Origin of the sequence: Providencia sp. wls1916 (assembly GCF_009706585.1) — a bacterium.
GTDB lineage: Bacteria > Pseudomonadota > Gammaproteobacteria > Enterobacterales > Enterobacteriaceae > Providencia > Providencia lanzhouensis.
Window position 1 is genome coordinate 176,690 of sequence record NZ_WLUL01000016.1, and the last position, 24,796, is coordinate 201,485.

Sequence of the window (24,796 nt, forward strand, 5' to 3'; positions counted from 1 at the left end):
TGAAAGAAGTAGGTTGGCACCTCAAGAATATGTATTAAGGTGCCAACTGAAAATCCTTAGAAACGGTAAGTTATACCAAACATAATGTCATGGCTTCTCACTTTGACTTTAGAAGTGTTTTCTTGGCTATCTGCGTAGTAACTCGCTTCAGATTTTCCTGCATCTAAGAAGCGGTATCCCATATCTAATGAAACGTGATTATTCACTCTGTATTGCGAACCTAAGCCGACGCTCCACGCAAAGTTCGTGGTGGTTTTAGATTTGGTGAATTTTTCATGAGTGAATTGGTTCATGCTAACAATATGTTCATTGTAGTCGTAGCGCATTTTGTGGTTAATGCTTGCCATACCTAACCCAACGCTGACATATGGGGTAAATTTGGTGTCATTTTTGAAATCATAATAGGTATTGAGCATCACGGTGTTTAAGGTGATATCGGTTTTAACATCATCCGAGCTACTTAAATCGACGTGGTCGTTGTAGGACGCCAAGTTATGGCTTGTGGAGGCTTTTTCCCTCATCCCAAATTCAAGTTCGGTACGCAGAGGTAACGTGGTGGTTTTAGAAAAATCGTAACCGACGGCAATGTTGCCGCCGAAAACAGAATCATTGGTATTTCCGAGATTGGTTTTTTCAAATTCGTTATCGCTAGTGAGCCATTTTTGATTTGAAACTTGGACAATTGAAGCCCCGATTTTACCTGAGACATACAGGCTTTCTGCCCCTGCAAAGGCAGCACTAGACACCAAACTGAGTAGAGATACGGCAATAATTTTTTTCATTATAAATTCCATTTAGCTATGTATTCGAATCACGCAATATGAGTATAGATAACTATTAAATTTATCTATGCAGGATCCCCATAAAACTTGATATACAGCAGGCTTTATTGTTTTTTAATATAATTAAGCATTTAGCTGTAAAAATAGTCTTTAGAGGAAAGAAAAATCGCGCTTTATTTGACGGATGGCTTGTTCTTGAGATTAATCCATGGCAAAACGCGTACATTGGTTATCGGCAACAAATGAAATTGCTTAACAGTATGAAGATAATGAAAATAAATGATGGGTGGAGCAGAGGGTAAGAGTGTTATTGAGGTGAAATAGGTTGATAAGATAAGTCACACTCGACCCACATCAGTAAGTCGAGTGTTAAAGAAAGACGCGGAGGGATTAATATTCCCAAGTTTCTGGGTCAATACCCAGTTCACGCATGATCTCTTTTGCTGCTTCAGGGATCTCATCATTGCGTTCTTTACGCAAATCATCATCATCCGGCAGCGGTTGACCAGTAAACGCATGCAAAAAGGCTTCGCACAGTAATTCACTGTTAGTCGCGTGGCGCAAGTTATTGATCTGACGACGAGTACGTTCATCAGTTAAAATTTTCAGTACTTTTAAAGGAATCGATACTGTAATTTTTTTGACTTGCTCGCTTTTTTTGCCATGTTCAGCATACGGACTGACATATTCACCGTTCCATTCAGCCATGAGATACCTTGGATATATTCATTGATAATAAAATAATATACGAGTGTCAGTTTCCTGATCCTGAAGATGAATTTTTTTCAAGATACACTCAGCATACGGGTTAAGAATAAAGGGCTTAAGTTATTATTTAATGCGTATTAAAATCAATAAATTAAGTCTTTTTATATGCCGGTAAGGTGGTCTAACTATCCATTGGCACATAATTATTATGGCTGATTATTCCATTAGTTGTTATAAACGTAAAGAGGTTTAGACGTCCAGACATGTTGACGGCTAAATTTGCTTTGAGTATGATTTGAGCTATCCCATACTTGGAGAGACACTCATGACATACAAAGCATCCACTATCGCGATACATAATGGACTCAATGAAGACTCGCAATTTGGTTGCGTTGTTCCTCCCATCTATTTATCTAGCACCTATAATTTTACAGATTTCAATGAGCCAAGAACCCATGACTACTCCCGTCGTGGTAATCCTGGGCGAGATATTGTGCAGCGAACACTGGCACAGCTAGAAGGGGGAAGTGGTGCCGTGATGACTAACAGCGGGATGTCGGCTCTCCATCTATTATGCACGGTATTATTACAGCCGGGTGATTTGCTCGTTGCTCCGCACGATTGCTATGGCGGCAGCTACCGTTTATTTAATAGCTTGAGCCAAAAAGGGGCTTATCAGGTTGAATTTGTTGATCAAAGTGACGAATCTGCGTTGCAAGCGGCATTAGCGAGAAAACCCAAACTGGTACTCATTGAAACCCCAAGTAACCCGTTACTGAGAATTTACGATATCCAACATATTTCGACGCTTGCACATCAAGCAGGGGCTTTGGTGGTGGTGGATAACACATTTTTAAGCCCTGCATTACAGCAACCATTAGCGTTAGGTGCTGATTTTGTTGTACATTCTTGTACAAAATATCTCAATGGTCATTCAGATATTATTGCGGGTGCGGTGATTGCAAAAGAAGAGAAATGGGCTCTAGAATTAGCATGGTGGGCGAATAATATCGGTGTCACTGGCGGTGCATTTGACAGTTATCTGCTACTCAGAGGTATGAGAACATTGTTGCCTCGCATAAAACAGCAGCAGCATAATGCGGGTGAAATCGTAAAATATCTTAAAACTGAGCCGCTGGTGAAGAAAATATATTATCCTGCCTTGAGTGATCATCCGGGACATCACATTGCCGCCGCGCAACAATCTGGCTTTGGCGCAATGTTAAGTTTTGAATTTGCAGGCGATGAAGCGCAACTTCGTCAGTTTTTACAGGCGCTGAGCTTGTTTACATTAGCGGAATCTCTCGGTGGTGTAGAAACCTTGATTTCCCATACGGCGACCATGACCCATGCTGGCATGTCTCCTGAAGCGCGAGCCGCAGCAGGTATTACTGATAGTTTATTGCGCATTTCAGTCGGTCTTGAAGATAGTCAGGATCTTATCGCAGATTTAAGCCACGCATTTAAGGTTGCGTCATAACGTTAGCGGAGTTTTTGATGAGTGCAATAACAGCATTTGAGGTGATCCCTTGTCACCGACAGTTACACAAGTTTGGGGGAAGTAGCTTAGCTGATGTGAAATGTTATCAGCGTGTCGCCACCATTATGGCGAACTACAGCCAACCCGGCGATTTAATGGTTGTTTCTGCGGCAGGGAGTACCACAAACCAGCTGATAAGTTGGCTTAAATTAAGCCAGAGTGACCGTATTTCTGCCCATCAAGTGCAGCAAGCGCTACGCCGCTACCAGCAAGATTTGATCAGTGGTTTACTGCCTGAAGAGAAGGCTAATGAGCTCAATCAGCTATTTGTTGCGGATTTAGAACGACTCAGTGGGCTACTGGATAAACCTATCAATGATGCTGCCTACGCAGAAGTTGTGGGGCATGGTGAAATTTGGTCTGCACGTTTAATGTCTGCCGTGCTTGAACAGTTTGATATGGCAAGCGCTTGGCTAGATGCACGTACATTTTTACGCGCAGAAAGAGCAGCGCAGCCACAGGTGGATGAGGTTCAATCCCGCCATCTCCTACAGCAATTACTGGTGCAACATCCTCAGCGCCGTCTTGTGGTCACAGGGTTTATCTCCCGTAATCAAAAAGGTGAAACCGTCCTGTTAGGACGTAATGGCAGTGACTATTCGGCTACCCAAGTAGGGGCATTAGCGGATGTCGGCAAAGTCACCATTTGGAGTGATGTGGCAGGGGTATACAGTGCGGATCCTCGCAAGGTGAAAGATGCATGTCTATTGCCGTTATTGCGTTTAGATGAAGCGAGTGAATTGGCTCGCCTTGCTGCGCCTGTCTTACATACGCGTACTTTGCAGCCTGTTTCCGTCAGCAATATTGATTTGCAGCTGCGCTGTAGCTACCAGCCGGAGCAAGGCTCCACCAAAATTGAGCGTGTATTAGCCTCGGGGACGGGGGCAAAAATTGTCACCAGCCACAACGATGTGTGCTTAATTGAGCTGCGAATTGCTGCAGGGCGCGACTTCAACCAAATCTGCAAGGATGTGGATTTATTATTAAAACGCGTACAACTTCGCCCATTGGCGCGAGGCGTTCACCATGACCGCGCTATCTTGCAACTGTGCTACACCTCGGAAGTGGTGGAAAGCGCGTTGAATGTATTGGAAGAAGCGGCATTGCCTGGGTCTCTTTCATTACGTGAAGGTTTTTCACTGGTGGCTCTGGTTGGCGCTGGTGTGTGTAAAAAACCGCTGCATAGCCACCGTTTTTATGAAGAGCTTAAAGGGCAGCCGGTTGAGTTTATCTGGCACTCAGAAGATGGCATTAGCTTAGTCGCGGTACTGCGTACTAATCAAACTGAGCATATCATTCAAGGTATGCACCAAAGCTTATTCCGCGCCGAAAAGCGCATCGGCTTAGTATTATTTGGTAAAGGGAATATTGGCGCCCGTTGGTTAGAGCTGTTTTCGGTTGAGCAGCAAAATATTTCTGCTCGCAGTGACTTTGACTTTGTTTTGGCGGGTGTCGTGGATAGTCGCCGCAGTTTATTGAATTACCAAGGTATTGACCCAAGCCGTGCATTAGCTTTCTTTGATGATGAAGCGGTCGAGCATCAGGACGACAATCTGTTTTTATGGATGCGAGCGCACCCTTATGATGACCTGATTGTGTTGGATGTCACAGCCAGTGGCGAGCTTGCTAATAGTTATGTGGACTTTGCGAGTTACGGTTTCCATGTTATCAGTGCAAACAAACTCGCAGGGGCAGCGCCTACTCAGCAGTATCGTGAAATTCGTGATGCATTCGCCAAAACGGGGCGTCATTGGCTCTATAATGCGACCGTTGGCGCTGGGTTGCCGATCAACTACGCAGTGCGCGATCTCAAAGAAAGCGGTGACGCGATTCTGGCGATCAGCGGGATCTTCTCTGGCACATTATCGTGGCTATTCTTGCAGTTTGATGGCTCAGTGCCTTTCAGTGAGCTTGTCGAGCAAGCTTGGCAGCAAGGATTAACGGAACCGGATCCGCGCATCGATTTATCTGGGCAAGATGTGATGCGCAAGCTCATTATTCTGGCGCGAGAAGCGGGCTATGATATCGAACCGGATGATGTGCGCGTGGAATCGTTAGTGCCAGCGCAAGCGGAAACAGGCTCACTGGATGAATTCTTTGAAAATAGCGCCGTGATTAACGAGCAGATGCAGCAGCGCTTAGAAGCCGCGAAGGAGCTGGGGTTAGTGCTACGTTACGTGGCGCGGTTTGATGCAGTGAAAGGTAAAGCAAAAGTGGGTGTCGAGGCGGTTAAACCTGAGCACCCGTTAGCCTCTTTATTGCCGGGGGATAACGTTTTTGCCATTGAAAGCCGTTGGTACCGTGATAACCCATTGGTGATCCGTGGACCAGGTGCGGGTCGCGATGTGACCGCCGGTGCTATCCAATCTGACCTGAATCGACTTTCTCAGCTTTTATAAAATCAGTAACGCACGGGTTAGATAAACGCGTGCGTTCTCTTCATTTCCCAAATTTTCCAATTCCTATTTTATTCTTAAATAAGATTCATGACTTAAAAGTGCTGAATCGACGATAGATTGCGCTGACGCAATACTTAAATAAGAAAAATTAATAAAAATGGTGCTGTAATTAAATTTCAGAAAAATCACCCAAAGCGCTTTTTTTCTGATATGAATATAGGGTACAGGGTGAAATTCGCGGTCTGCATCACAAAACATAATTCTAGCCGACTGAAATTTTATTACAGGAAATCCAGCGCAGTTTGTTAACCGTTCACGAGAAGCGGGGTGGCATCCTGCCAACAGCACAAGATCAGGAGTCCCATGAATCAGCAATATTCCGCAATGCGCAGTAATGTCAGTATGTTGGGTAAGCTACTCGGTGATACCATCAAAGACGCTCTTGGTGAAGATATCCTCGATAAAGTCGAATCTATTCGTAAGCTATCCAAATCCTCCCGCGCAGGTAATGAAGTTCAGCGCCAAAAATTATTAATGACCTTGCAAACACTGACCAACGACGAGCTATTACCCGTTGCGAGGGCATTCAACCAATTCTTAAACTTAACCAACGTGGCAGAGCAATACCACAGTATTTCTCCCCACGGTGAAGCGGCGAGTAACCCTGTTGCCCTACAGAAATTATTTGGGCGTTTAAAAGAGCACGATTTTAGCCACGGTGATATTCAAAAAGCCGTTGAAGAGCTCTCTATTGAGCTGGTGCTGACCGCCCATCCAACCGAAATCGCCCGACGTACCTTAATTCACAAATTGGTTGAGGTGAACACCTGTTTATCCCAGCTCGATCATGATGATTTAGCGGATTACGAACGCAACAATATTATGCGTCGCTTACGCCAACTGGTGGCGCAATCTTGGCATACCGATGAAATTCGTAAAATTCGCCCTACGCCAATCGATGAAGCAAAATGGGGCTTTGCGGTTGTTGAAAACTCTTTGTGGGAAGGGGTTCCGGCATTTTTACGGGAATTCAATGAACAGCTTGAAGAGTCCATTGGGGCTGAATTACCTGTCGAAGCAAACCCAATCCGCTTTACGTCATGGATGGGCGGCGACCGTGATGGTAATCCGAATGTGACCGCGGAAGTGACTCGCCATGTTCTGCTATTAAGCCGTTGGAAAGCTGCCGATTTATTCTTGAAAGATATTCAAGTCTTGGTGTCAGAGCTTTCTATGACGGAAGCGACGCCAGAGCTGCGTGCACTCGCAGGCGGCGATGATGTGGATGAGCCTTATCGCCAAATTGCCAAAAATCTGCGTAGCCAACTGTTTTCTACATTGGATTATTTAGAGCGCCGAGTGAAAGGTGAGCAAGTTCTGCCACCAGCGGATTTACTGACGGATAACGCGCAACTTTGGGATCCGCTGTATACCTGCTATCAATCGCTCGTTGCTTGCAATATGAGCATTATTGCTAATGGCTCACTGTTAGATACGTTGCGCCGTATTCGTAGCTTTGGTCTGCAATTGGTGCGTATCGATGTGCGCCAAGAGAGCACTCGTCATACCGAAGCACTGTCTGAGCTGACAGAATATTTGGGGCTGGGTAACTATGGCAATTGGTCAGAACAAGAGAAGCAAGATTTCTTACTGACTGAGTTGCAATCTCGTCGTCCACTGATCCCACAAGATTGGCAACCGACAGCAGAAACGCAAGAAGTATTCGAAACTTGCCGCGTTATCGCTAAAGCGAAGAATGACTCTATCGCCGCTTACGTGATTTCGATGGCGAAAGTGCCATCCGACGTTTTAGCCGTCAAACTCCTGCTAAAAGCAGCGGGTGCTTCCATTAAATTGCCGGTTGCGCCACTGTTCGAAACTCTGGAAGATTTAAATAACGCCGAAAGCGTGATGACTAAGTTGCTTAGCATTGAATGGTATCGTGAGCTGATTGATGATCGCCAAATGGTAATGATTGGTTACTCCGACTCTGCAAAAGATGCGGGTGTGATGGCAGCGTCATGGGCGCAGTATCGTGCACAAGATGCCCTGATTAAGTTGTGCGATAAAGAAGGCGTGAAACTGACACTGTTCCACGGTCGTGGCGGCACCATTGGTCGTGGCGGTGCGCCAGCACATTCCGCACTTCTTTCCCAACCACCGGGAAGCTTAAAAGGCGGGTTGCGTGTGACGGAACAAGGCGAAATGATCCGCTTTAAGTTTGGTCTCCCGCAAGTGACGATTAGCAGTTTAGCCATGTACGCGAGCGCTATCCTCGAAGCCAACTTATTGCCACCGCCAGAGCCAAAAGAAGAGTGGAAGGCAGTAATGAATTCGTTGTCAGACGTATCTTGCGCGATGTATCGCGATTATGTGCGTGAACAGCCTGACTTTGTCCCGTATTTCCGTGCGGCGACCCCAGAGTTAGAGCTGGGCAAATTGCCATTAGGTTCTCGCCCTGCAAAACGTCGTCCTACTGGGGGTGTTGAGACCCTTCGCGCTATTCCTTGGATTTTCGCGTGGACACAAAACCGCTTGATGTTACCCGCATGGTTAGGGGCAGGTGCGGCGCTGAAACATGTCATCGAAAAAGAAGGCAAGCAAGCGGTACTGGATGAAATGTGGCAAGAGTGGACATTCTTCAAAACCCGTATTGCAATGCTGGAAATGGTGTACGCGAAAGCCGATCTATGGTTAGCGGAATATTATGACCATTGCCTCGTTGAGAAACGTTTATGGCCACTGGGACAAAAACTGCGTGACCAGTTATCCGAAGATATTAAGAGTGTTTTAGCGGTCTCTAAAGATGAAGCGTTGATGGCGGATTTACCGTGGATTGCGGAATCTATCGCCCTGCGTAACGTCTATACCGACCCTCTGAACGTATTGCAGGCTGAGCTATTACAACGCTCTCGTCAGCAAGAGCATCCAGACCCGCGTGTGGAGCAAGCGTTGATGGTGACCATTGCAGGTGTTGCGGCGGGAATGCGTAATACCGGCTAGTAATTGATTACGTTATTTATAATTAGTGATAAGTAAAAGGCTGCCAATTGGCAGCCTTTTTCGTTTATGGTCGAACGTTATTTTTTGTTCTGATCATTATGGATCAAATGATAAGGCGAACGCGCCCGTGGATGAATAAAGAAATGGTTCGTTGGGGCATTGTGAGTTTTGATATGCACCATGGAGACGTTGGTGGATTTTCCTACTTTATTGTGGAATGCATAAATCACAAAAGGCAGCAGGAAGATAATTACAAAACTGACCGCGAGCAGCGTCACGTAAGTCGTATCATCTGCTCCGCCCGGCAATGAACTTGGTGGGAAGAATGACACCACAAATGCCAGAATTGAGATCACTAACCCAACAAACGCGATTAACAATTTAAAGCTTTTACCGCCCGGAACGTTGAATGCCCGTTTTTTATCAGATTGTTTGCAGACTAAATGCATATAACCGAGGAACAGCATAAAGTAGCTACACAGATAAATAACAACGGTTAATGCCAGCGCTATCAGGAAGGACATATTCCCGCCGCCGCCCGTGTTAGTAAGGACAATAATCGCCACCGTGGTGATCAGTAATTGGGAAATCACTAACGTGACTGGCACGCCATTTTTATTCACTTTGGCAAAGCTTTTCGGCAGAATTCCTTTTTGTGCAGCGACATACATCCCACGGGAAGGTCCCACAATCCAAGAGGCAATTTCCGCTAATACGCCGAGTAATAGCAACGCGGCAATAATCCGTACTGCCCACTCTAAAGTGGAATTAAAGTGGGTAACGAGAACCTCAAAGGTTTGTACCACACCAGCAGATAGGTTGATTTCGCTGTTAGGGATCACGGCAGCAACCGATAAACCGCCAATAGAGCTTAAGCAAATCGCCGCAATCATCAGTAAAAACATTGCTGCAGGATAATCTCGACCAGGGTTTTTCATTTCGTTGACGTGGGTTGCAGAGGCTTCAACACCCATGTAGCTGAGAATAAAGGCGACAAAGACCACTAATGTGCCGATTTGAGTGAAGTCAGGAATAAAGGTTTTTGTGCTCATCTCGATAGCTAAAGGCGCACCGCTTGCCAAGTAGCTAATCGCTAGCCCAACGAGAATGAGAGCCGGTAATAAAATCCCAGCAAAGAAACCGACTTTTGCGATACTTGCTGTATATTTTGTTCCACCAAATTGGGTAAAGGCGAGAACCCATAAAATCACCAGAGCGCCGATGGTTTTGGTGATGGGATCAGTATTGAGTTCTGGCCAATTTAATATGTAGGATAGGGCGCCGAGTACAAAGTACAGCATCGGAATAAAACCTATCGCAATTTGTAGATAACCAAATGAAATCGCCGCAAATCCCCAACGCTCTCCCAATGTGTTGGAAACCCACGCGAAAATCCCTCCTTCTTCCCAACCTTCAACGGTGGCCATTTCGGCAGCACATAAGGCTACGGGGATGAACCATAGCAATCCCCCTAAGAGTAAAAAGAAGACTAAACTGAAACCCGATGTGGCGAATGTCGGATATTCATAGACCGCCATCACCATAGACGCGGTGATCGCAAAAAAACCTAACAAGGTGAGTTGTTTTGCGGCTGGAGCTGTTGTTGACGTCGCCATGCCTATTCTCCTGTCATATGTTTTACGAAGTCAGTCGGCGCATAAATGAATACGCCGACTGGATAAACGACTAAGGATTAGCTGTGATTGAAACCGCCGCTTTCTTCTTTAGAAAGTGGTGTACTGACAGGGTGTTTCTCGAAATATTCGAGGGTGCGTTTGAAATCTTCGATGAGCAGTGAGGCGAGGTCTAGGCTGACACCATGACGGACTAAAATACGTTGGATCACCAGGTCTTCACGGTTTGCAGGCATTGAGTAAGCGGGAACTTGCCAGCCGCGACTACGTAGTTTGTCTGCAATATCATATAAAGAGTAGTTACTAGTTTTCGCTCCGTCTTTTAATTTCCATGCCAGCGCTGGGATACCTTTGGCACTATCGCCATCAAAGATCATCTCAAATGGACCCAGTTTTTCAATTTCACGGGCAAGGTATTGCGCGGTGGCATAGCAAGCATTATGAATTTTAGCGTAGCCTTCGCGACCAAGACGCAGGAAGTTGTAATACTGTGCAATGATTTGTCCACCTGGACGAGAGAAGTTTAATGCGAAGGTTGGCATGTTACCGCCAAGGTAGTTCACATTGAAAATTAGCTCTTCTGGGAGGTCTTTCGCTTCACGCCAAATTACCCAACCGGCACCTAATGGCGCTAAACCAAATTTGTGTCCAGATGCGTTGATGGATTTAACGCGAGGTAAACGGAAATCCCATTCCAGGGTAGGAGCACAGAAAGGCGCGAGGAAACCACCACTTGCACCATCCACATGAATAGGAATGTCTAAGCCAGTTTCTTTTTGCAGTTTATCTAATGCATCATGAACTGCTTTCACTGGCTCATATTGGCAAGTGAACGTCACACCTAAAGTCGGAACGACACCGATAGTATTTTCATCAACGCGTTTGAGAACTTCTTCAGGGCTCATGATCAGGCGGTCGCCTTCAAGTGGAATTTCACGCAGTTCAACATCAAAATAACGGGCAAATTTATGCCAACAAATTTGGACAGGACCACAGATTAAGTTAGGTTTATCGGTGGGTTTTCCTTTGGCAGCTTGTTTTTTACGCCATTGCCATTTTAACGCCAGTCCCCCTAACATTGCGGCTTCTGAAGAGCCAATCGTTGAGCAGCCTAATGTATTGAGTGCGTCAGGAGAGTTCCATAAATCAGCGAGCATATGCACGCAGCGGTTTTCAATTTCAGCGGTTTGCGGATATTCGTCTTTATCAATCATGTTTTTGTCGATAGAGAGATCCATCAAACTGCGAATTTCGTCATCGACCCATGTTTGGCAAAATGTCGCTAAGTTTTGTCGGGAATTACCATCTAGCATTAGCTCATCACGTACTGCGCTAAATACATTTCTCGGGTCGCTTTCTTTGATTGGGAATTTCGTTTTTGGTAAGGATTGGGATAAATCAAATGAAGCATAAATATCATCTAATTCACTATATTTTGAAGATACTGATTTATTATTCATACAACGAATCTCCTCAATAATTGAGATGTTATTACTAGGAATGATCAATAATCTTATATTTTCATATAAGCATAAAAATAAATTAGAATAAAGTTCTTTAAACGAAAGTCTTATTTTAATAGCGGTTGTTTTGATTATTTGTTTTTATGGTAAATATGATTTAAATTCGAAGTTAATCAGGTATAACAATTTATCAACATTGTTAATCTGCGTTTTCACTACGTCATTCAATGTGAAAAAATGAGTTGCATCAATGGGATATGTGGTTTCTTTTGTTTTGTAAGCTATTGAAAAATAATATTTTCATTATCAGGTAAATAATGGTGAATAAGGATAAAATAGCGTTTTATGTGATTTTTAATGATATTAATCAGCGCATCACTAAACGACTATTTGTTTTGGATTGATCTAATTTCAGGTTTTTAATTAAATATTTTCTGCATTTTAATTCTATTTGGGCATATTTAAGGGATTATTTATTCCATAACTTTAATATCTAGTCTAATAATGATTGGTTTTAGCCTGCATTAACTATGGAAAATGGAATTATAGAGAATGGCGATAAATAGAATAGAGGGAGGGGAATATAACTGGGTTAATTCACGATAAATGAATTAACCCGATAAGTGATAGGAATGAAGTGGTTACTTCAACCTAACACCCAATTATTTTGGTCTAACGCCTAATGTGTGGCAAATGGCGTAAGTCAATTCAGAGCGGTTTAAGGTGTAAAAATGGAAATCTTTTACGCCTTCACGACTTAAAATTTTCACCATGTCCATGGCAATTGATGCACCAACAAGATTACGACTTTCAGGGTCATCATCTAAGCCTTCGTACATTCTATTCATCCAACTTGGGATACGCACATTGGTGATTTTGGCAAAACGTTCTAGCTGGCGAAAGTTAGAGACTGGCAAAATTCCCGGTACGATTTCCACATCAATGCCTGTTGCTACGCATCGGTCACGAAAACGTAGGTAGCTTTCAACATCGAAGAAAAATTGGGTAATGGCACGGTTGGCTCCGGCTTCAATCTTTTTCTTCAAATTGATTAAGTCTGCCTGAGCACTTTTAGCTTCAGGGTGCACTTCGGGGTAAGCGGCGACGGAAATATCAAAGTCGGCTTCAGTTTTCAGTAATTCAACCAAGTGCTCAGCATACATGTCGGGCTTGCGGCTGTTATCAGGGAGGTCTCCCCGTAATGCCACAATATGGCGAATACCGTTATTCCAGTAATCGCGCGCGATGGTTTTTAGTTCATCAGGGCTGGCATCGATGCAGGTTAAGTGCGGTGCTGCCACTAATCCTGTTTTATCTTTGATATCTTTAATGATGCTATGGGTTCTATCTCGCTCACCGGAGTTAGCACCGTAGGTGACAGAGACAAAATTTGGTTTTAAGACCTTGAGCCTATCGATAGACTTCCACAATGTTTGTTCCATTTCTGCTGAGCGAGGTGGGAAAAATTCAAATGAGACATTAATCTGCCCATCTAATTCAGCTAAATTTTGGTTCAACGCCTCGCGCTGATTTGCGTGAAAGAAACTCATACCCTGTGACCTCGCCTCAAGAAACTCATTATTTAATGATTATTTTCGTTATTCGATTATATGCACTCTTTTGTACTTCTATACGTTTAGACGTCTAAATAGAGATTACGCGATATTGAGTGAGAGTCAACTCCTAAATCAAATTTGGAATTGATGTTTTTTCAGGCGCAACAAGAGAAAAATTCATGATGGGGAAATGCGGAGCCAAGTGACTCCGCATGCAGTACAACATTATTCAGTAAAACAGAAGTGCTCGACCATTTGGCTGATGAGTTGGCGGGTTGGTTCAATAAAGCTCATATCGATGAACTCATCAGGCTGGTGGGCTTGTTCAATAGAGCCGGGACCCAGTACCAGTGTTGGGCAGAGTTCTTGGATAAATGGCGCCTCCGTACAGTAGTTCACGGTTTCCGCTTTTTTACCTAATAACTGCTCAATGACTGCCACCATTTTATGATCTGTGGGGCATTCATAGCCGGGGATCGGTGGGTGCATCTCTTCAATGGCTAAGCGACCCGGCCATTTTGCACGAACGGGTTCGAGAGTTTCATTAAGTAGCTCGTCCAGATCTTGCAACGTTAAACCTGGTAGTGGGCGAATATCCATATGTAATTCACAGCAACCACAAATTCGGTTTGCTGCATCACCACCATGAATATGACCGAAGTTCATGGTTGGATAAGGGATCACAAACGCAGGGTTGTTATAGCGCTCTTTCAATGTATTTCTTAAGGTCATTAAGTGAGAGATAGATTCATGCATTAATTCAATGGCATTAACGCCTCTATCTGGATCACTGGAATGCCCAGATTGACCTGTAATGCGAATGGCATTGGAAAGATGCCCTTTATGCGCACGAATAGGCTGTAATGATGTCGGTTCACCGATGATGGCGAAATCAGGGCGTAATTGCGTGCTGGCGGCAAAGAAGCGAGCGCCAGCCATCGAGGTTTCTTCATCTGCCGTGGCGAGAATATGCAAAGGACGTTTTAAGGTACTGAGGTCAACATCTCGCAGTGCATCAATAATAAAGGCAAAAAAGCCTTTCATATCTGCGGTGCCTAGCCCATACAGTTTGCCATTATGTTCGGTGAGCTTGAACGGATCTTTAGTCCAGCGACCGTCATCAAATGGGACGGTATCCGTGTGACCACATAGCATCAACCCTCCGTTACCCTCGCCAATCGAGGCTAACAGGTTATATTTATCTCGGGTATCAGGGACCGGTTGAATATTCACAGTAAAGCCTAAGGTTTCTAACCATCCACCTAATAGCTCCACCAGCGCTCGGTTACTCTGATCGAGTTGCGAATCAGTCGCACTAATCGACGGAGTGGCGATTAATTGACGATAAATCTCAATAAATGCAGGTAATTTAATATTCACTGTTGACAGCCTTTATCCATAATAGTATCAATATTCATGCACTTTATTTGAATAAAAATACACATTAAACTGTTTGGGTCACGAGTACAAGGTAGAAAACACATGTTGAACACACTCATTGTCGGGGCCAGTGGTTATACTGGAGCAGAATTAGCCGCATACTTACAACGTCACCCCGATATTCATCTTTCTGGGCTGATGGTTTCCGCACAAAGTGCGGATGCAGGTAAATGCTTTTCTGATTTACATCCCCAGTATAAAGGCATTATCGACCTTCCGGTTCAGCCGCTTACTGATGTGGCTGAGGCTGCAAAAGGGGTCGATGTTGTTTTCCTCGCGACCGCCCATGAAGTGAGCCATGACATCGCGCCCCAGTTTCTTGAAGCGGGTTGCGTGGTGTTTGACCTTTCGGGTGCTTATCGTGTTCAAGATGCGGCGTTTTATCCGCAATACTACGGTTTCGAACATACAAATACCCAGTGGTTAATGCAAGCAGTTTACGGTTTAGCGGAATGGCAGGCAGATAAAATCCGTCAAGCTCAGCTGATTGCGGTACCGGGGTGTTATCCAACGGTTTCTCAACTTTCATTAAAGCCACTGATTGAAGCGGATTTGCTCGATGAAAACATGTGGCCAGTCATTAATGCGACCAGTGGCGTTTCAGGGGCAGGACGCAAAGCTTCCATGACGAACAGCTTTTGCGAAGTGAGCTTACAGCCTTACGGTATTTTCACTCACCGTCATCAACCTGAAATCGCGACGCATCTAGGTAGAGATGTGATTTTCACGCCACATTTAGGCAATTTTGCACGGGGCATACTGGCGACCATCACTTGCAAAGTGAAAGCCGGCGTTACAGCGGAGCAAATTAGCCAAACATTTAAAGATGCGTATCACAACAAACCGTTAGTTCGTTTATATGACAAAGGGGTTCCTGCACTGAAATCGGTGGTTGGCACGCCATTTTGTGATATCGGCTTTGTATTGAAAGGTGAGCACCTGATTTTAGTGGGTACAGAAGATAACCTATTAAAAGGTGCCGCAGCGCAAGCTGTTCAGTGCATGAATATTCGGTTTGGTTTCAACGAAACGCAGTCATTACTTTAATGCTCTTATGGCAATTTATTAAGGATAAATCTCCATGCAACCTTTAGTCATTAAATTGGGTGGTGTGTTACTCGATAGCGAAGAAGCCCTAGAAAGATTATTTACGGCGATCCAAACCTACCGTCAGGCTCATCAACGTGAGCTGGTAATTGTTCACGGTGGTGGATGTCTAGTTGATGAATTAATGCAAAAACTGCAATTACCCGTTGTGAAAAAGCAAGGATTGCGCGTTACGCCAGCAGACCAAATCGACATTATTACTGGTGCGTTAGCCGGAACGGCGAATAAAACTTTGTTGGCATGGGCGATTAAACATCAATTGCAAGCGGTGGGTTTATCCCTTGGGGATGGACACAGCGCAGTGGTTACGCAAATTAATGATGAGCTAGGCCATGTGGGTAGCGCGAAAGCGGGTGATGCTAAGTTACTGAAATTATTACTGTCTGCGGGATATTTACCCATCATTAGCTCTATCGGGATCACCGAAGAGGGGCAACTTATGAACGTCAATGCAGACCAAGCCGCGACAGCGATTGCCCAAGCACTGAATGCAGATTTAGTCCTGCTTTCTGATGTGAGCGGTATTTTAGATGGTAAAGGTCAAAAGATTGATGAAATGACCACCGCCAAAGCCCAGAAACTTATCGATCAAGGCATCATCACTGATGGAATGATAGTCAAAGTGAATGCGGCTTTAGAAGCGGCTTCCACATTGCAACGTCCGGTGGATATTGCAAGCTGGCGCCATGCGGAGCAATTGCCATCATTATTTAATGGCACCGCGATTGGCACACGAATTCTTGCTTCTTGAATGAAGAACTGAGCAAGCAAACAGACAAATCAAACATTTATTTTAAAAGAATTGGGACAGGTAATTTATGAAAAAGGGCATTAAGAAGATTGTATTAGCATACTCCGGTGGATTAGACACGTCGGCTATCATTCCATGGTTAAAAGAGAACTACGATGACTGTGAGGTCGTGGCATTCGTTGCTGATGTGGGTCAAGACAGAGAAGACTTAGTCGGTGTTGAGAAAAAAGCCCTGCAATCAGGTGCTTCTGAATGCTATGTGGTTGATCTGCGTGAAGAGTTTATCAAGGAATATATCTACCCAGTACTGAAAACGGGTGCATTGTATGAAGGTAGCTATTTACTGGGTACGTCAATGGCGCGTCCAATTATCGCTAAAGCGCAAGTTGAAATCGCATTGAAAGTTGGCGCAGACGCAGTCGCGCACGGCGCAACCGGTAAAGGTAATGACCAAGTGCGTTTCGAAAGCACTTACACCGCTTTAGCGCCACAACTGAAAGTGGTTGCGCCATGGCGTGAGTGGGACTTACGTTCCCGCGAAGCTCTGCTGGATTACCTGAAAGAACGTAATATTCCAACTACCGCTAGCTTAGAGAAAATCTACAGCCGTGATGAAAACGCATGGCACATTTCTACCGAAGGCGGCGTATTAGAAAGCACATGGAATGCAGCCAACCAAGATTGCTGGGTATGGACGGTTGATCCGAAAGACGCACCGGATGAAGCTGAGCTGGTGACTGTGGGTGTGAAACACGGTGAAGTGGTTTCTGTGAACGGTAAAGCCTTGTCTCCATTGGGTTGTTTAGAAACATTAAATACGCTGGGTGCAAAACATGGCGTGGGTCGTATCGATATCGTAGAAAACCGTTTAGTGGGTATGAAATCCCGTGGTTGCTATGAAACCCCAGGGGGCACCATCATGATGGCTGCACTGCGTGGTGTTGAGCAATTAGTATTAGACCGCGATAGCTACAAATGGCGTGAGCAGTTAGGTCTAGAAATGTCTTATGTGGTGTATGACGGTCGCTGGTTTGCGCCACTGCGTCATTCTCTGCAAGCAGCGGCAGAATCCCTGGCTCAGGATGTGACGGGTGAAGTGGTTCTGAAACTGTATAAAGGGCAAGTGACTGCTATCCAGAAAAAAGCGGATAAGAGCCTGTACTCTGAAGAGTTTGCAACATTTGGTGAAGATGAAGTTTACGATCACAGCCATGCTGGTGGGTTTATCCGTCTCTATTCACTCTCTTCACGTATTCGTGCGCTGAAAGAACAGAACAAAGCAAAATAGTTTTATCAGAATGACCCCGACAGCCAGATAGGGCTGTCGGGCAGACACTTATTTTATCAATCAGGTAGGGACTCGTTATGGCACTTTGGGGTGGACGTTTTAGTCAGCAGGCAGATCAACGGTTTAAACAATTCAATGATTCACTGCGTTTTGATTATCGCTTAGCTGAGCAGGATATTATTGGCTCTGTGGCATGGTCAAAAGCGTTGGTCACAGTTGGCGTGCTGTCTGATAGCGAGCAAAAATCTCTCGAGCAAGCACTCAATGCGCTATTGGCTGAAGTGCAAGCCGAGCCTGAGATTATCTTGCAAAGCGACGCCGAAGATATCCATAGCTGGGTCGAAGGTAAACTGATTGATAAGGTCGGTGATTTAGGGAAAAAACTGCACACAGGTCGTAGCCGTAATGACCAAGTTGCGACAGATTTAAAACTGTGGTGTAAAGGCCAAGTGGCGCTGTTATTAGAAGCTGTGACTGAGTTACAAAAAGCGCTGGTCATCACTGCTGAACATAACCAAGATGCCGTGATGCCAGGCTATACCCACTTACAACGTGCCCAGCCAGTGACATTCGCTCATTGGTGTTTAGCGTATTGCGAAATGTTGTCTCGTGATGAAAGTCGTTTGCAAGATACTTTAAAACGTTTAGATGTCAGCCCATTAGGGTGCGGGGCGCTGGCGGGTACAGCCTATGATATTGACCGCGAGCAATTGGCATCATGGCTAGGTTTTTCCTCCGCAACGCGTAACAGTTTAGATACAGTTTCTGATAGAGACCATGTGTTAGAGCTGTTATCCGACGCAAGTATCGGTATGGTACATTTATCACGTTTTGCTGAAGATTTGATTTTCTTCAATAGTGGCGAAGCTGGGTTTGTAGAGTTATCTGATAAAGTGACTTCAGGTTCGTCGCTGATGCCGCAAAAGAAAAATCCTGATGCATTGGAGCTAATTCGTGGTAAATGTGGCCGTGTTCAAGGGGCATTAACCGGCATGATGATGACACTGAAAGGATTACCGCTTGCCTACAACAAAGATATGCAAGAAGACAAAGAAGGGTTATTCGATGCCCTCGATACGTGGTTAGATTGTATGCATATGGCGGTACTTGTTCTGGATGGTATTCAAATTCGTCGTCCTCGTTGTGAAGATGCAGCAAAACAAGGCTATGCAAATGCGACCGAGCTGGCTGATTATTTAGTCGCAAAAGGCGTTCCATTCCGTGAAGCTCACCATATTGTGGGTGAAGCTGTTGTGGCTGCGATAGCGCAGGGGAAAGCATTAGAAGAAATGGCATTAAGTGATTTGCAAAAATTCAGTGCAACTATCCAACTGGATGTGTATGAGATTTTATCTCTGCAGTCTTGTCTTGATAAGCGATTAGCAAAAGGTGGGGTATCTCAAAAGCAGGTAGCAAAAGCCATTGTAGATGCGAAAACTCGCTTGAAGATGTAAATAAAGAAAATGTAGTAAAAAATGGGGGGTAGCATGGCTACCCCAATTTCCATAACGTTTAATCTTAACTATATTTAATTGTTAACATACCCATCTGTTTGTCTTCATTCAGCCAATCATAAGAATAGACACTTCGACCGCCATTCAAGACTTTCCAACCTTGAGTTTTTACTAATTTTTTCAGGTCAATGCTATTGGTAACCATATCGTCATTGTCGTTTAAACAATTTAAAGTGACATTATTATTATTTACTTCATTCAAGCAAGAGGCATAGACAATTGAGCCTGTAAATTGGATGGTACCGTTATGTTCGCTGTTTTCTGCATAGGCATTAACTGCGCTAAAAGCCGGAACGAGTAATAATGCCATGACTGCGCGAGAGAAGGTTTTTTTAGCGATTGATGTTAAATTTTTCATAATAGGATCCCCTAACTGATTTGTGTTTAATCAATTTGTTTAAGTGTATTAATTTAATAAATTCGGTATTGCGTAAGGTATATATTGGCTACTTTTATTTTTTCAATTACCTCGTGCTATTTGATGGAGCATATAATAATTCAAATAACTCGATTAAGGTGTAAATATTGAAAATCAAATGTATGGAAATTTTAAAATTAAATTAAACAATATGGGATAAGTTAAATATAGTATAAGTAAAAGTGCTCACCCATAAAAAACTATCTAATCACCATTTAGTTTATAATTATGGTGTAAAAAACCTTCTTATTCGATATTTTCGAATAAAAAAATCAATTTATGAGATTTGCATGCACTCATTCATTGAGTGATTGATAATATATATCAAAATCTATGCAGATCACTTTAATATATTCTTTTATATGTATTTACAAACTTTAATTAGATATGAAAGAGAATATAACAAAATGTTTCATTACTATGGGGTAATACTTAATAAAGCTATGTTCTTTATAATTGTTATTACCTTATTTTTGGGTATTAAGTTCCATTAGTGTGTTTTGAGCCATTCGTTATTGTCATTTTTTAGAGGGTTTTTGATAATCATTCTATATAGAAATATAAGAGAAATTATCTAGATGGCTAAGTATCAATATTCCGTACTTTCATGATAAACAATATGCGTTTTACATTTGATATCATCTGTATTGAACATTCCTTAGTTTTAAAGTGACTTAATGTCTTTTGTAGCGGAATCCAATGCTCACAATGCTTATCACGTTTTTTCTTCTTACCTTAATTAACTTATCTAAATGTCTAAAAGGTGTCTGACTACGAGTTAAGCTGCTAATTTTTACGTTGGCGTTATTTATTTTGCGTTTGATTACAGTAATTATTTGTCTAAATGATTCTAAATTCAACGTTCGAAATATTATTAAATATTACTGGAAAAACAATAAGTTAATAACGATTGTTATCATATCTAAGAGCAATAGTGTAATTTACCTTTATGGATATTAATGACCGTTCAATTTATTGGAACGAAGTGCTATTTTCTGTATCAATTTGCATTATTGTACTATTTTTATGTCATTGTTAAATTTAGGTTAAGTAATTATTTATTTTAAAATAGTAATATTTAGTGATTTAATTTGGATAATATTACTCTAAATAAGAGTAATATTGTTTGATACTTCTGTTCGGTACTATTTTTCTCAATTAAATTATAGAAATATATTTACTTTCTTATTCTTACAATTTGTTTCATTTTCACATGAGATAAATCCTAAAAAGGCAAGGGTGTTTTTTAATTTTATTGATAGATGAAATATTATCTATTCTTTATAATGATTGGTATTATCTATATAGTCAGGCATAACGAGAGGAAAAAGGCGGATGAATATTCGTGATCTGGAGTACCTAGTTGCACTTGCTGAGCACAAGCACTTTAGACGTGCTGCGGATTCTTGCCATGTAAGTCAGCCTACGCTGAGCGGTCAAATTCGTAAGCTTGAAGAAGAGCTCGGCGTGATGCTATTAGAAAGAACCAGCCGAAAAGTGCTTTTTACTCAACAAGGTTTATTGCTCGTTGAGCAGGCAAGAACGATCTTAAGAGAGATAAAAGTTCTACAAGAAATGGCAGCTTTACAAGGTGAAAGTATGTCGGGGCCTTTACATATAGGGCTGATCCCAACGGTTGCACCTTACTTACTTCCGCACATTATTCCTGAATTACATCGTGTGCACCCTAAACTAGAAATTTACTTGCACGAAGCACAGACTCAGCAATTATTAGCTCAGTTAGATAGTGGTAAGTTGGATTGCGCCATCCTGGCAGAAGTCAAAGAAACCGAGCCATTTATTGTGGTGCCATTATTTGAAGAGCCAATGAAACTCGCGATTTATGAAAATCACCCATGGCATGACCGTGACACGGTTGAAATGGGGGAATTAGCGGGTGAGAAGTTATTGATGTTGGAAGATGGCCACTGTTTACGTGATCAAGCGATGGGATTCTGTTTCCAAGCCGGGGCAAAAGAAGATACTCATTTTAGAGCAACGAGCTTAGAAACGCTGAGAAACATGGTAGCAGCGGGTAGCGGAATTACATTGCTGCCTGATTTGGCTGTACCTCATGAGGCTTGTCGGGATGGCGTTTGTTACTTGAACTGTATCGAACCTGAGCCAAAACGCCGAATTGTATTAGTTTACCGTCCGGGCTCTCCATTGCGTGGACGCTATGAGCAGCTTGCTGAAACAATTTACAGCTCGATGGATAAGTACTACAGAAATAAAAAGTAAGCTATAAAAGCAAAAAAGTGATTGCGGGGATGAACCTGCAATCACTTATTCTAAAGCCAATCATTCAGTGTAAAGCGTAGAGATTTACTAAAACAGTCGATTTAGACCATTCAATGCAGCAACTCGGAACGCTTCTGCCATGGTTGGATAGTTAAATGTAGTATTAATGAAGTATTCGATGGTATTCCCTTCACCTTTTTGTTCCATAATCGCTTGGCCGATATGAATAATCTCAGCCGCTCTCTCACCGAAACAGTGAATACCTAAAATTTGAAGTGTTTCTCTATGGAAGAGAATTTTCAAACTACCCACATTCATGCCCGCAATCTGTGCTCGTGCTAAATGTTTAAACTGAGCACGACCGACTTCATAAGGGACTTTCATTGCCGTCAATTCTTGTTCTGTTTTACCCACAGAACTAATTTCTGGAATGGTATAAATACCCGTCGGAATATCTTCAACTAAATGGGCATTACCTAAACCAGAGGTAATTGCGCGAGCCGCAATACGTCCTTGATCATAAGCCGCAGAAGCTAGGCTTGGATAGCCAATCACATCACCAACAGCATAGATGTGCTCATTACTTGTGCGATAAGCATGGTCAACTTTAACTAAGCCGCGACCATCCGCTTCGATTCCCACATTCGCCAGACCGATATTATCAGTATTACCAGTACGGCCGTTCGCGAACAGTAAGCAATCCGCTTTCACTTTTTTGCCCGATTTAAGATGAACAATAACGCCATCATCTAAACCTTCAATCTTTTCATATTCTTCGTTGTGACGAATAACCACGCCACTGTTCCAGAAATGATAAGACAACGCATCAGACATCTCTTGATCAAGGAATGCCAATAAGTGATCGCGGGTGTTGATCAAATCGACTTTGACCCCTAACCCACGAAATATGGATGCGTACTCACAACCAATCACACCCGCACCATAAATAATCACATGGCGAGGTTCGTGGGAAAGGCTGAGAATGGTATCGCTGTTATAAATTCGGGAGTGAGTAAAATCAACATCAGGCGGGCAATAAGGTCGTGATCCAGTCGCAATGATAATCTTATCTGCACTTAGGACATCACAACTTCCATCTGCATAGCGCACGCTAACATGCTGATCATCAACAAAAGTTGCTTCACCAGAAAACATTTGGCAACCATTGCGTTCATAAAACCCTTCACGCATGCGAGTTTGCTGACTTATCACGGTTTCGGCATGAGTAAGAATTTCAGAAAAAGAGGAGCGTAAACTGCGGGAATTATCACTATATAGAGGGTTTTGATTAAATTCGATAATGCGACTAACAGCATGACGAAGGGCTTTAGAGGGAATCGTACCCCAGTGGGTACAGCCGCCGCCGACACTGTTATAACGTTCTATAACAGCAACGTTTTTTCCTTGTTTAACCAGCCCCATAGCGGCACCTTCACCACCAGGACCGGAACCAATGACAATTGCATCAAAATGGGTATGTTGTTGCATGAGGTAAGCCTGTTTTAATTCTAGGGACGTTGTGATAGTAACATTCGTTTGCCATCTTGTCTCAATTCGAAATCCTAAAGACAAATAAGTATAGGAAGTAGATAAAAATAAAGAGGTGCAAAGTATATAAAAAGTTTATAGGAAAAAAGTCGATAAAAGACACAGCCTAGAAAAAAATGAAGCTGGGTGAAATTCTGAAAATGGCGAAATTGATGGGAGAGTCATCTTTTCATTAAACTAGATTAATAATTTTCAGGTATGCTTAACGGATGGGCGTATTCAAAAGTGATATTTTGATCTATTCGCGGCGTTTTAATTGTAGAAAACTAGGAAAATCGTGAGCAACACTATTGGCGTTAGAGCAAAACAAAAAGAAAAAACTCGTCGTTCACTCGTGGAAGCGGCATTTAGCCAATTAAGTGCAGAACGTAGTTTTACTAGCCTCAGCTTACGGGAAGTAGCTCGTGAAGCGGGCATCGCACCAACTTCGTTTTACCGTCACTTCAAAGATGTTGATGAGCTTGGGTTAACCATGGTTGATGAAAGCGGTTTGATGCTACGCCAACTGATGAGACAAGCGCGCCAACGTATTGCAAAAGGCGGGAGTGTGATCCGCACATCAGTCTCCACTTTTATGGAGTTTATTGGTAATAACCCTAACGCGTTTAGGTTACTATTGCGTGAGCGCTCAGGAACTTCTGCTGAATTTCGTGCTGCGGTCGCACGAGAAATCCAACATTTTATTGCAGAATTAGCGGATTATCTTGAATTAGAAAATCGTACGCCGCGTTATTTCACTGAAATGCAAGCCGAAGCCATGGTCACTATCGTGTTTAGTGCGGGTGCTGAAGCGCTTGATATTGATGAAGAAAAACGTCGACGCCTCGAAGAGCGGTTAGTGTTGCAACTACGTATGATAGCCAAAGGCGCTTATTACTGGTACCGCCGCGAGCAAGAAAAACAAAATGATACAGACCCTGACTTAACCAAAGAGTAAAGGAGAGACAATGACGGAACACAAGAATTATGAGAGGAGCACATTACTGCTATCTTTAGTAATTGGCTTATCGACTCACGGAACGTTCTCTACCCTGTTTAATTCCCTTGTGGAATTTTCTATCTTCCCAATCGTCACATTAATTTTGGCTGTTTACTGCTTACACCAGCGTTATTTAAATCAAGCCATGCCAATAGGATTACCAAAATTTGTCGCCGGCAGCTTTTTCTTAGGCATGTTTGGCTACGCAGCGATTTTACGCGTCCAACATCCTGATGTCGGTTCTAACTTTATCCCGGCCACGGTGATCGTCATTATTGCATTGTGGATGTACACCAGTTGGAAAGCTCGTAAAAAAGAGCTACACGAACAAGCTCTCGAAAGCGAAACTGAACATTAATATCAGTTTTGAATAAAAAGAAACGCCGCAACATAATAGTGCGGCGTTTTTTATGGATAATTTATAG

At 43.2% G+C, this 24,796-nt stretch carries 18 protein-coding genes; 10 read left to right on the forward strand and 8 right to left on the reverse strand.

What is annotated here, in order from left to right:
- Positions 1–56 precede the first annotated feature (56 nt).
- Positions 57–782 (reverse strand): outer membrane protein, encoded by a 726-nt coding sequence (locus GKR61_RS11780; RefSeq protein WP_036950868.1) that lies wholly within the window; start codon positions 780–782, stop codon positions 57–59.
- A gap of 390 nt (positions 783–1,172) precedes the next feature.
- Positions 1,173–1,490, reverse strand: coding sequence for a met regulon transcriptional regulator MetJ (gene metJ / locus GKR61_RS11785; RefSeq protein WP_036950870.1), 318 nt, complete (start codon positions 1,488–1,490; stop codon positions 1,173–1,175).
- Between the two features lie 325 nt (positions 1,491–1,815).
- On the opposite strand from metJ, the gene metB reads away from it, so the two are divergent.
- The 3 genes from metB (at position 1,816) to ppc (ending at position 8,432) form a co-directional block, all read left to right on the forward strand.
- Complete coding sequence (metB, locus tag GKR61_RS11790) at positions 1,816–2,970, forward strand: cystathionine gamma-synthase (protein ID WP_036950872.1); 1,155 nt, start codon at positions 1,816–1,818, stop codon at positions 2,968–2,970.
- Between the two features lie 17 nt (positions 2,971–2,987).
- Positions 2,988–5,429 (forward strand): bifunctional aspartate kinase/homoserine dehydrogenase II, encoded by a 2,442-nt coding sequence (locus GKR61_RS11795; RefSeq protein WP_108479183.1) that lies wholly within the window; start codon positions 2,988–2,990, stop codon positions 5,427–5,429.
- 363 nt (positions 5,430–5,792) lie between these two features.
- On the forward strand, positions 5,793–8,432 hold the full coding sequence (gene ppc / locus GKR61_RS11805; protein ID WP_154639804.1) for a phosphoenolpyruvate carboxylase: 2,640 nt from the start codon (positions 5,793–5,795) through the stop codon (positions 8,430–8,432).
- Positions 8,433–8,509: 77 nt separating this feature from the next.
- Here the strand turns inward: ppc and gadC are convergent, their stop codons facing one another.
- The 4 genes from gadC to argE all read right to left on the reverse strand — a co-directional run bounded on the left by gadC (position 8,510) and on the right by argE (position 14,465).
- Positions 8,510–10,048, reverse strand: a complete 1,539-nt coding sequence (gadC, locus tag GKR61_RS11810; protein WP_036950880.1) for a glutamate:gamma-aminobutyrate antiporter — start codon at positions 10,046–10,048, stop codon at positions 8,510–8,512.
- Between the two features lie 77 nt (positions 10,049–10,125).
- Positions 10,126–11,526 carry a glutamate decarboxylase gene (locus GKR61_RS11815; protein WP_154639805.1) on the reverse strand — a complete coding sequence of 467 codons (1,401 nt, stop codon included), beginning with the start codon at positions 11,524–11,526 and terminating at the stop codon, positions 10,126–10,128.
- 665 nt (positions 11,527–12,191) lie between these two features.
- Complete coding sequence (metF, locus tag GKR61_RS11820) at positions 12,192–13,079, reverse strand: methylenetetrahydrofolate reductase (protein WP_036950884.1); 888 nt, start codon at positions 13,077–13,079, stop codon at positions 12,192–12,194.
- A 231-nt stretch (positions 13,080–13,310) separates the two neighbouring features.
- Positions 13,311–14,465: an acetylornithine deacetylase gene (argE, locus tag GKR61_RS11825; protein WP_036950886.1), complete on the reverse strand. Its 1,155-nt coding sequence runs from the start codon at positions 14,463–14,465 to the stop codon at positions 13,311–13,313.
- A gap of 102 nt (positions 14,466–14,567) precedes the next feature.
- Between argE and argC the strand changes: the two genes are divergently transcribed.
- The 4 genes from argC to argH all read left to right on the forward strand — a co-directional run bounded on the left by argC (position 14,568) and on the right by argH (position 19,125).
- Positions 14,568–15,572, forward strand: coding sequence for an N-acetyl-gamma-glutamyl-phosphate reductase (argC, locus tag GKR61_RS11830; RefSeq protein WP_108479185.1), 1,005 nt, complete (start codon positions 14,568–14,570; stop codon positions 15,570–15,572).
- 34 nt (positions 15,573–15,606) lie between these two features.
- The gene (gene argB / locus GKR61_RS11835; RefSeq protein ID WP_036950890.1) at positions 15,607–16,383 is read left to right on the forward strand and encodes an acetylglutamate kinase; all 777 of its coding nucleotides are present in this window, start codon (positions 15,607–15,609) and stop codon (positions 16,381–16,383) included.
- Positions 16,384–16,450: 67 nt separating this feature from the next.
- The gene (locus tag GKR61_RS11840; protein WP_036950892.1) at positions 16,451–17,671 is read left to right on the forward strand and encodes an argininosuccinate synthase; all 1,221 of its coding nucleotides are present in this window, start codon (positions 16,451–16,453) and stop codon (positions 17,669–17,671) included.
- A gap of 77 nt (positions 17,672–17,748) precedes the next feature.
- Positions 17,749–19,125 (forward strand): argininosuccinate lyase, encoded by a 1,377-nt coding sequence (argH, locus tag GKR61_RS11845; RefSeq protein ID WP_036950894.1) that lies wholly within the window; start codon positions 17,749–17,751, stop codon positions 19,123–19,125.
- 64 nt (positions 19,126–19,189) lie between these two features.
- Here the strand turns inward: argH and GKR61_RS11850 are convergent, their stop codons facing one another.
- A complete protein-coding gene (locus GKR61_RS11850) occupies positions 19,190–19,543 on the reverse strand; it encodes a hypothetical protein (RefSeq protein WP_036950896.1) in 354 nt (117 codons plus the stop codon).
- 1,395 nt (positions 19,544–20,938) lie between these two features.
- On the opposite strand from GKR61_RS11850, the gene oxyR reads away from it, so the two are divergent.
- Positions 20,939–21,844, forward strand: coding sequence for a DNA-binding transcriptional regulator OxyR (gene oxyR, locus GKR61_RS11855; RefSeq protein WP_036950898.1), 906 nt, complete (start codon positions 20,939–20,941; stop codon positions 21,842–21,844).
- Positions 21,845–21,931: 87 nt separating this feature from the next.
- On the opposite strand, the gene sthA is transcribed toward oxyR, so the two are convergent.
- Positions 21,932–23,332 carry a Si-specific NAD(P)(+) transhydrogenase gene (gene sthA / locus GKR61_RS11860; protein ID WP_036950900.1) on the reverse strand — a complete coding sequence of 467 codons (1,401 nt, stop codon included), beginning with the start codon at positions 23,330–23,332 and terminating at the stop codon, positions 21,932–21,934.
- Between the two features lie 337 nt (positions 23,333–23,669).
- Between sthA and fabR the strand changes: the two genes are divergently transcribed.
- Both fabR and GKR61_RS11870 read left to right on the forward strand, forming a co-directional pair.
- Positions 23,670–24,329, forward strand: a complete 660-nt coding sequence (fabR, locus tag GKR61_RS11865; protein ID WP_036950902.1) for an HTH-type transcriptional repressor FabR — start codon at positions 23,670–23,672, stop codon at positions 24,327–24,329.
- A gap of 10 nt (positions 24,330–24,339) precedes the next feature.
- The gene (locus GKR61_RS11870) at positions 24,340–24,729 is read left to right on the forward strand and encodes a YijD family membrane protein (RefSeq protein ID WP_154599546.1); all 390 of its coding nucleotides are present in this window, start codon (positions 24,340–24,342) and stop codon (positions 24,727–24,729) included.
- The last annotated feature ends 67 nt before the right edge of the window (positions 24,730–24,796 follow it).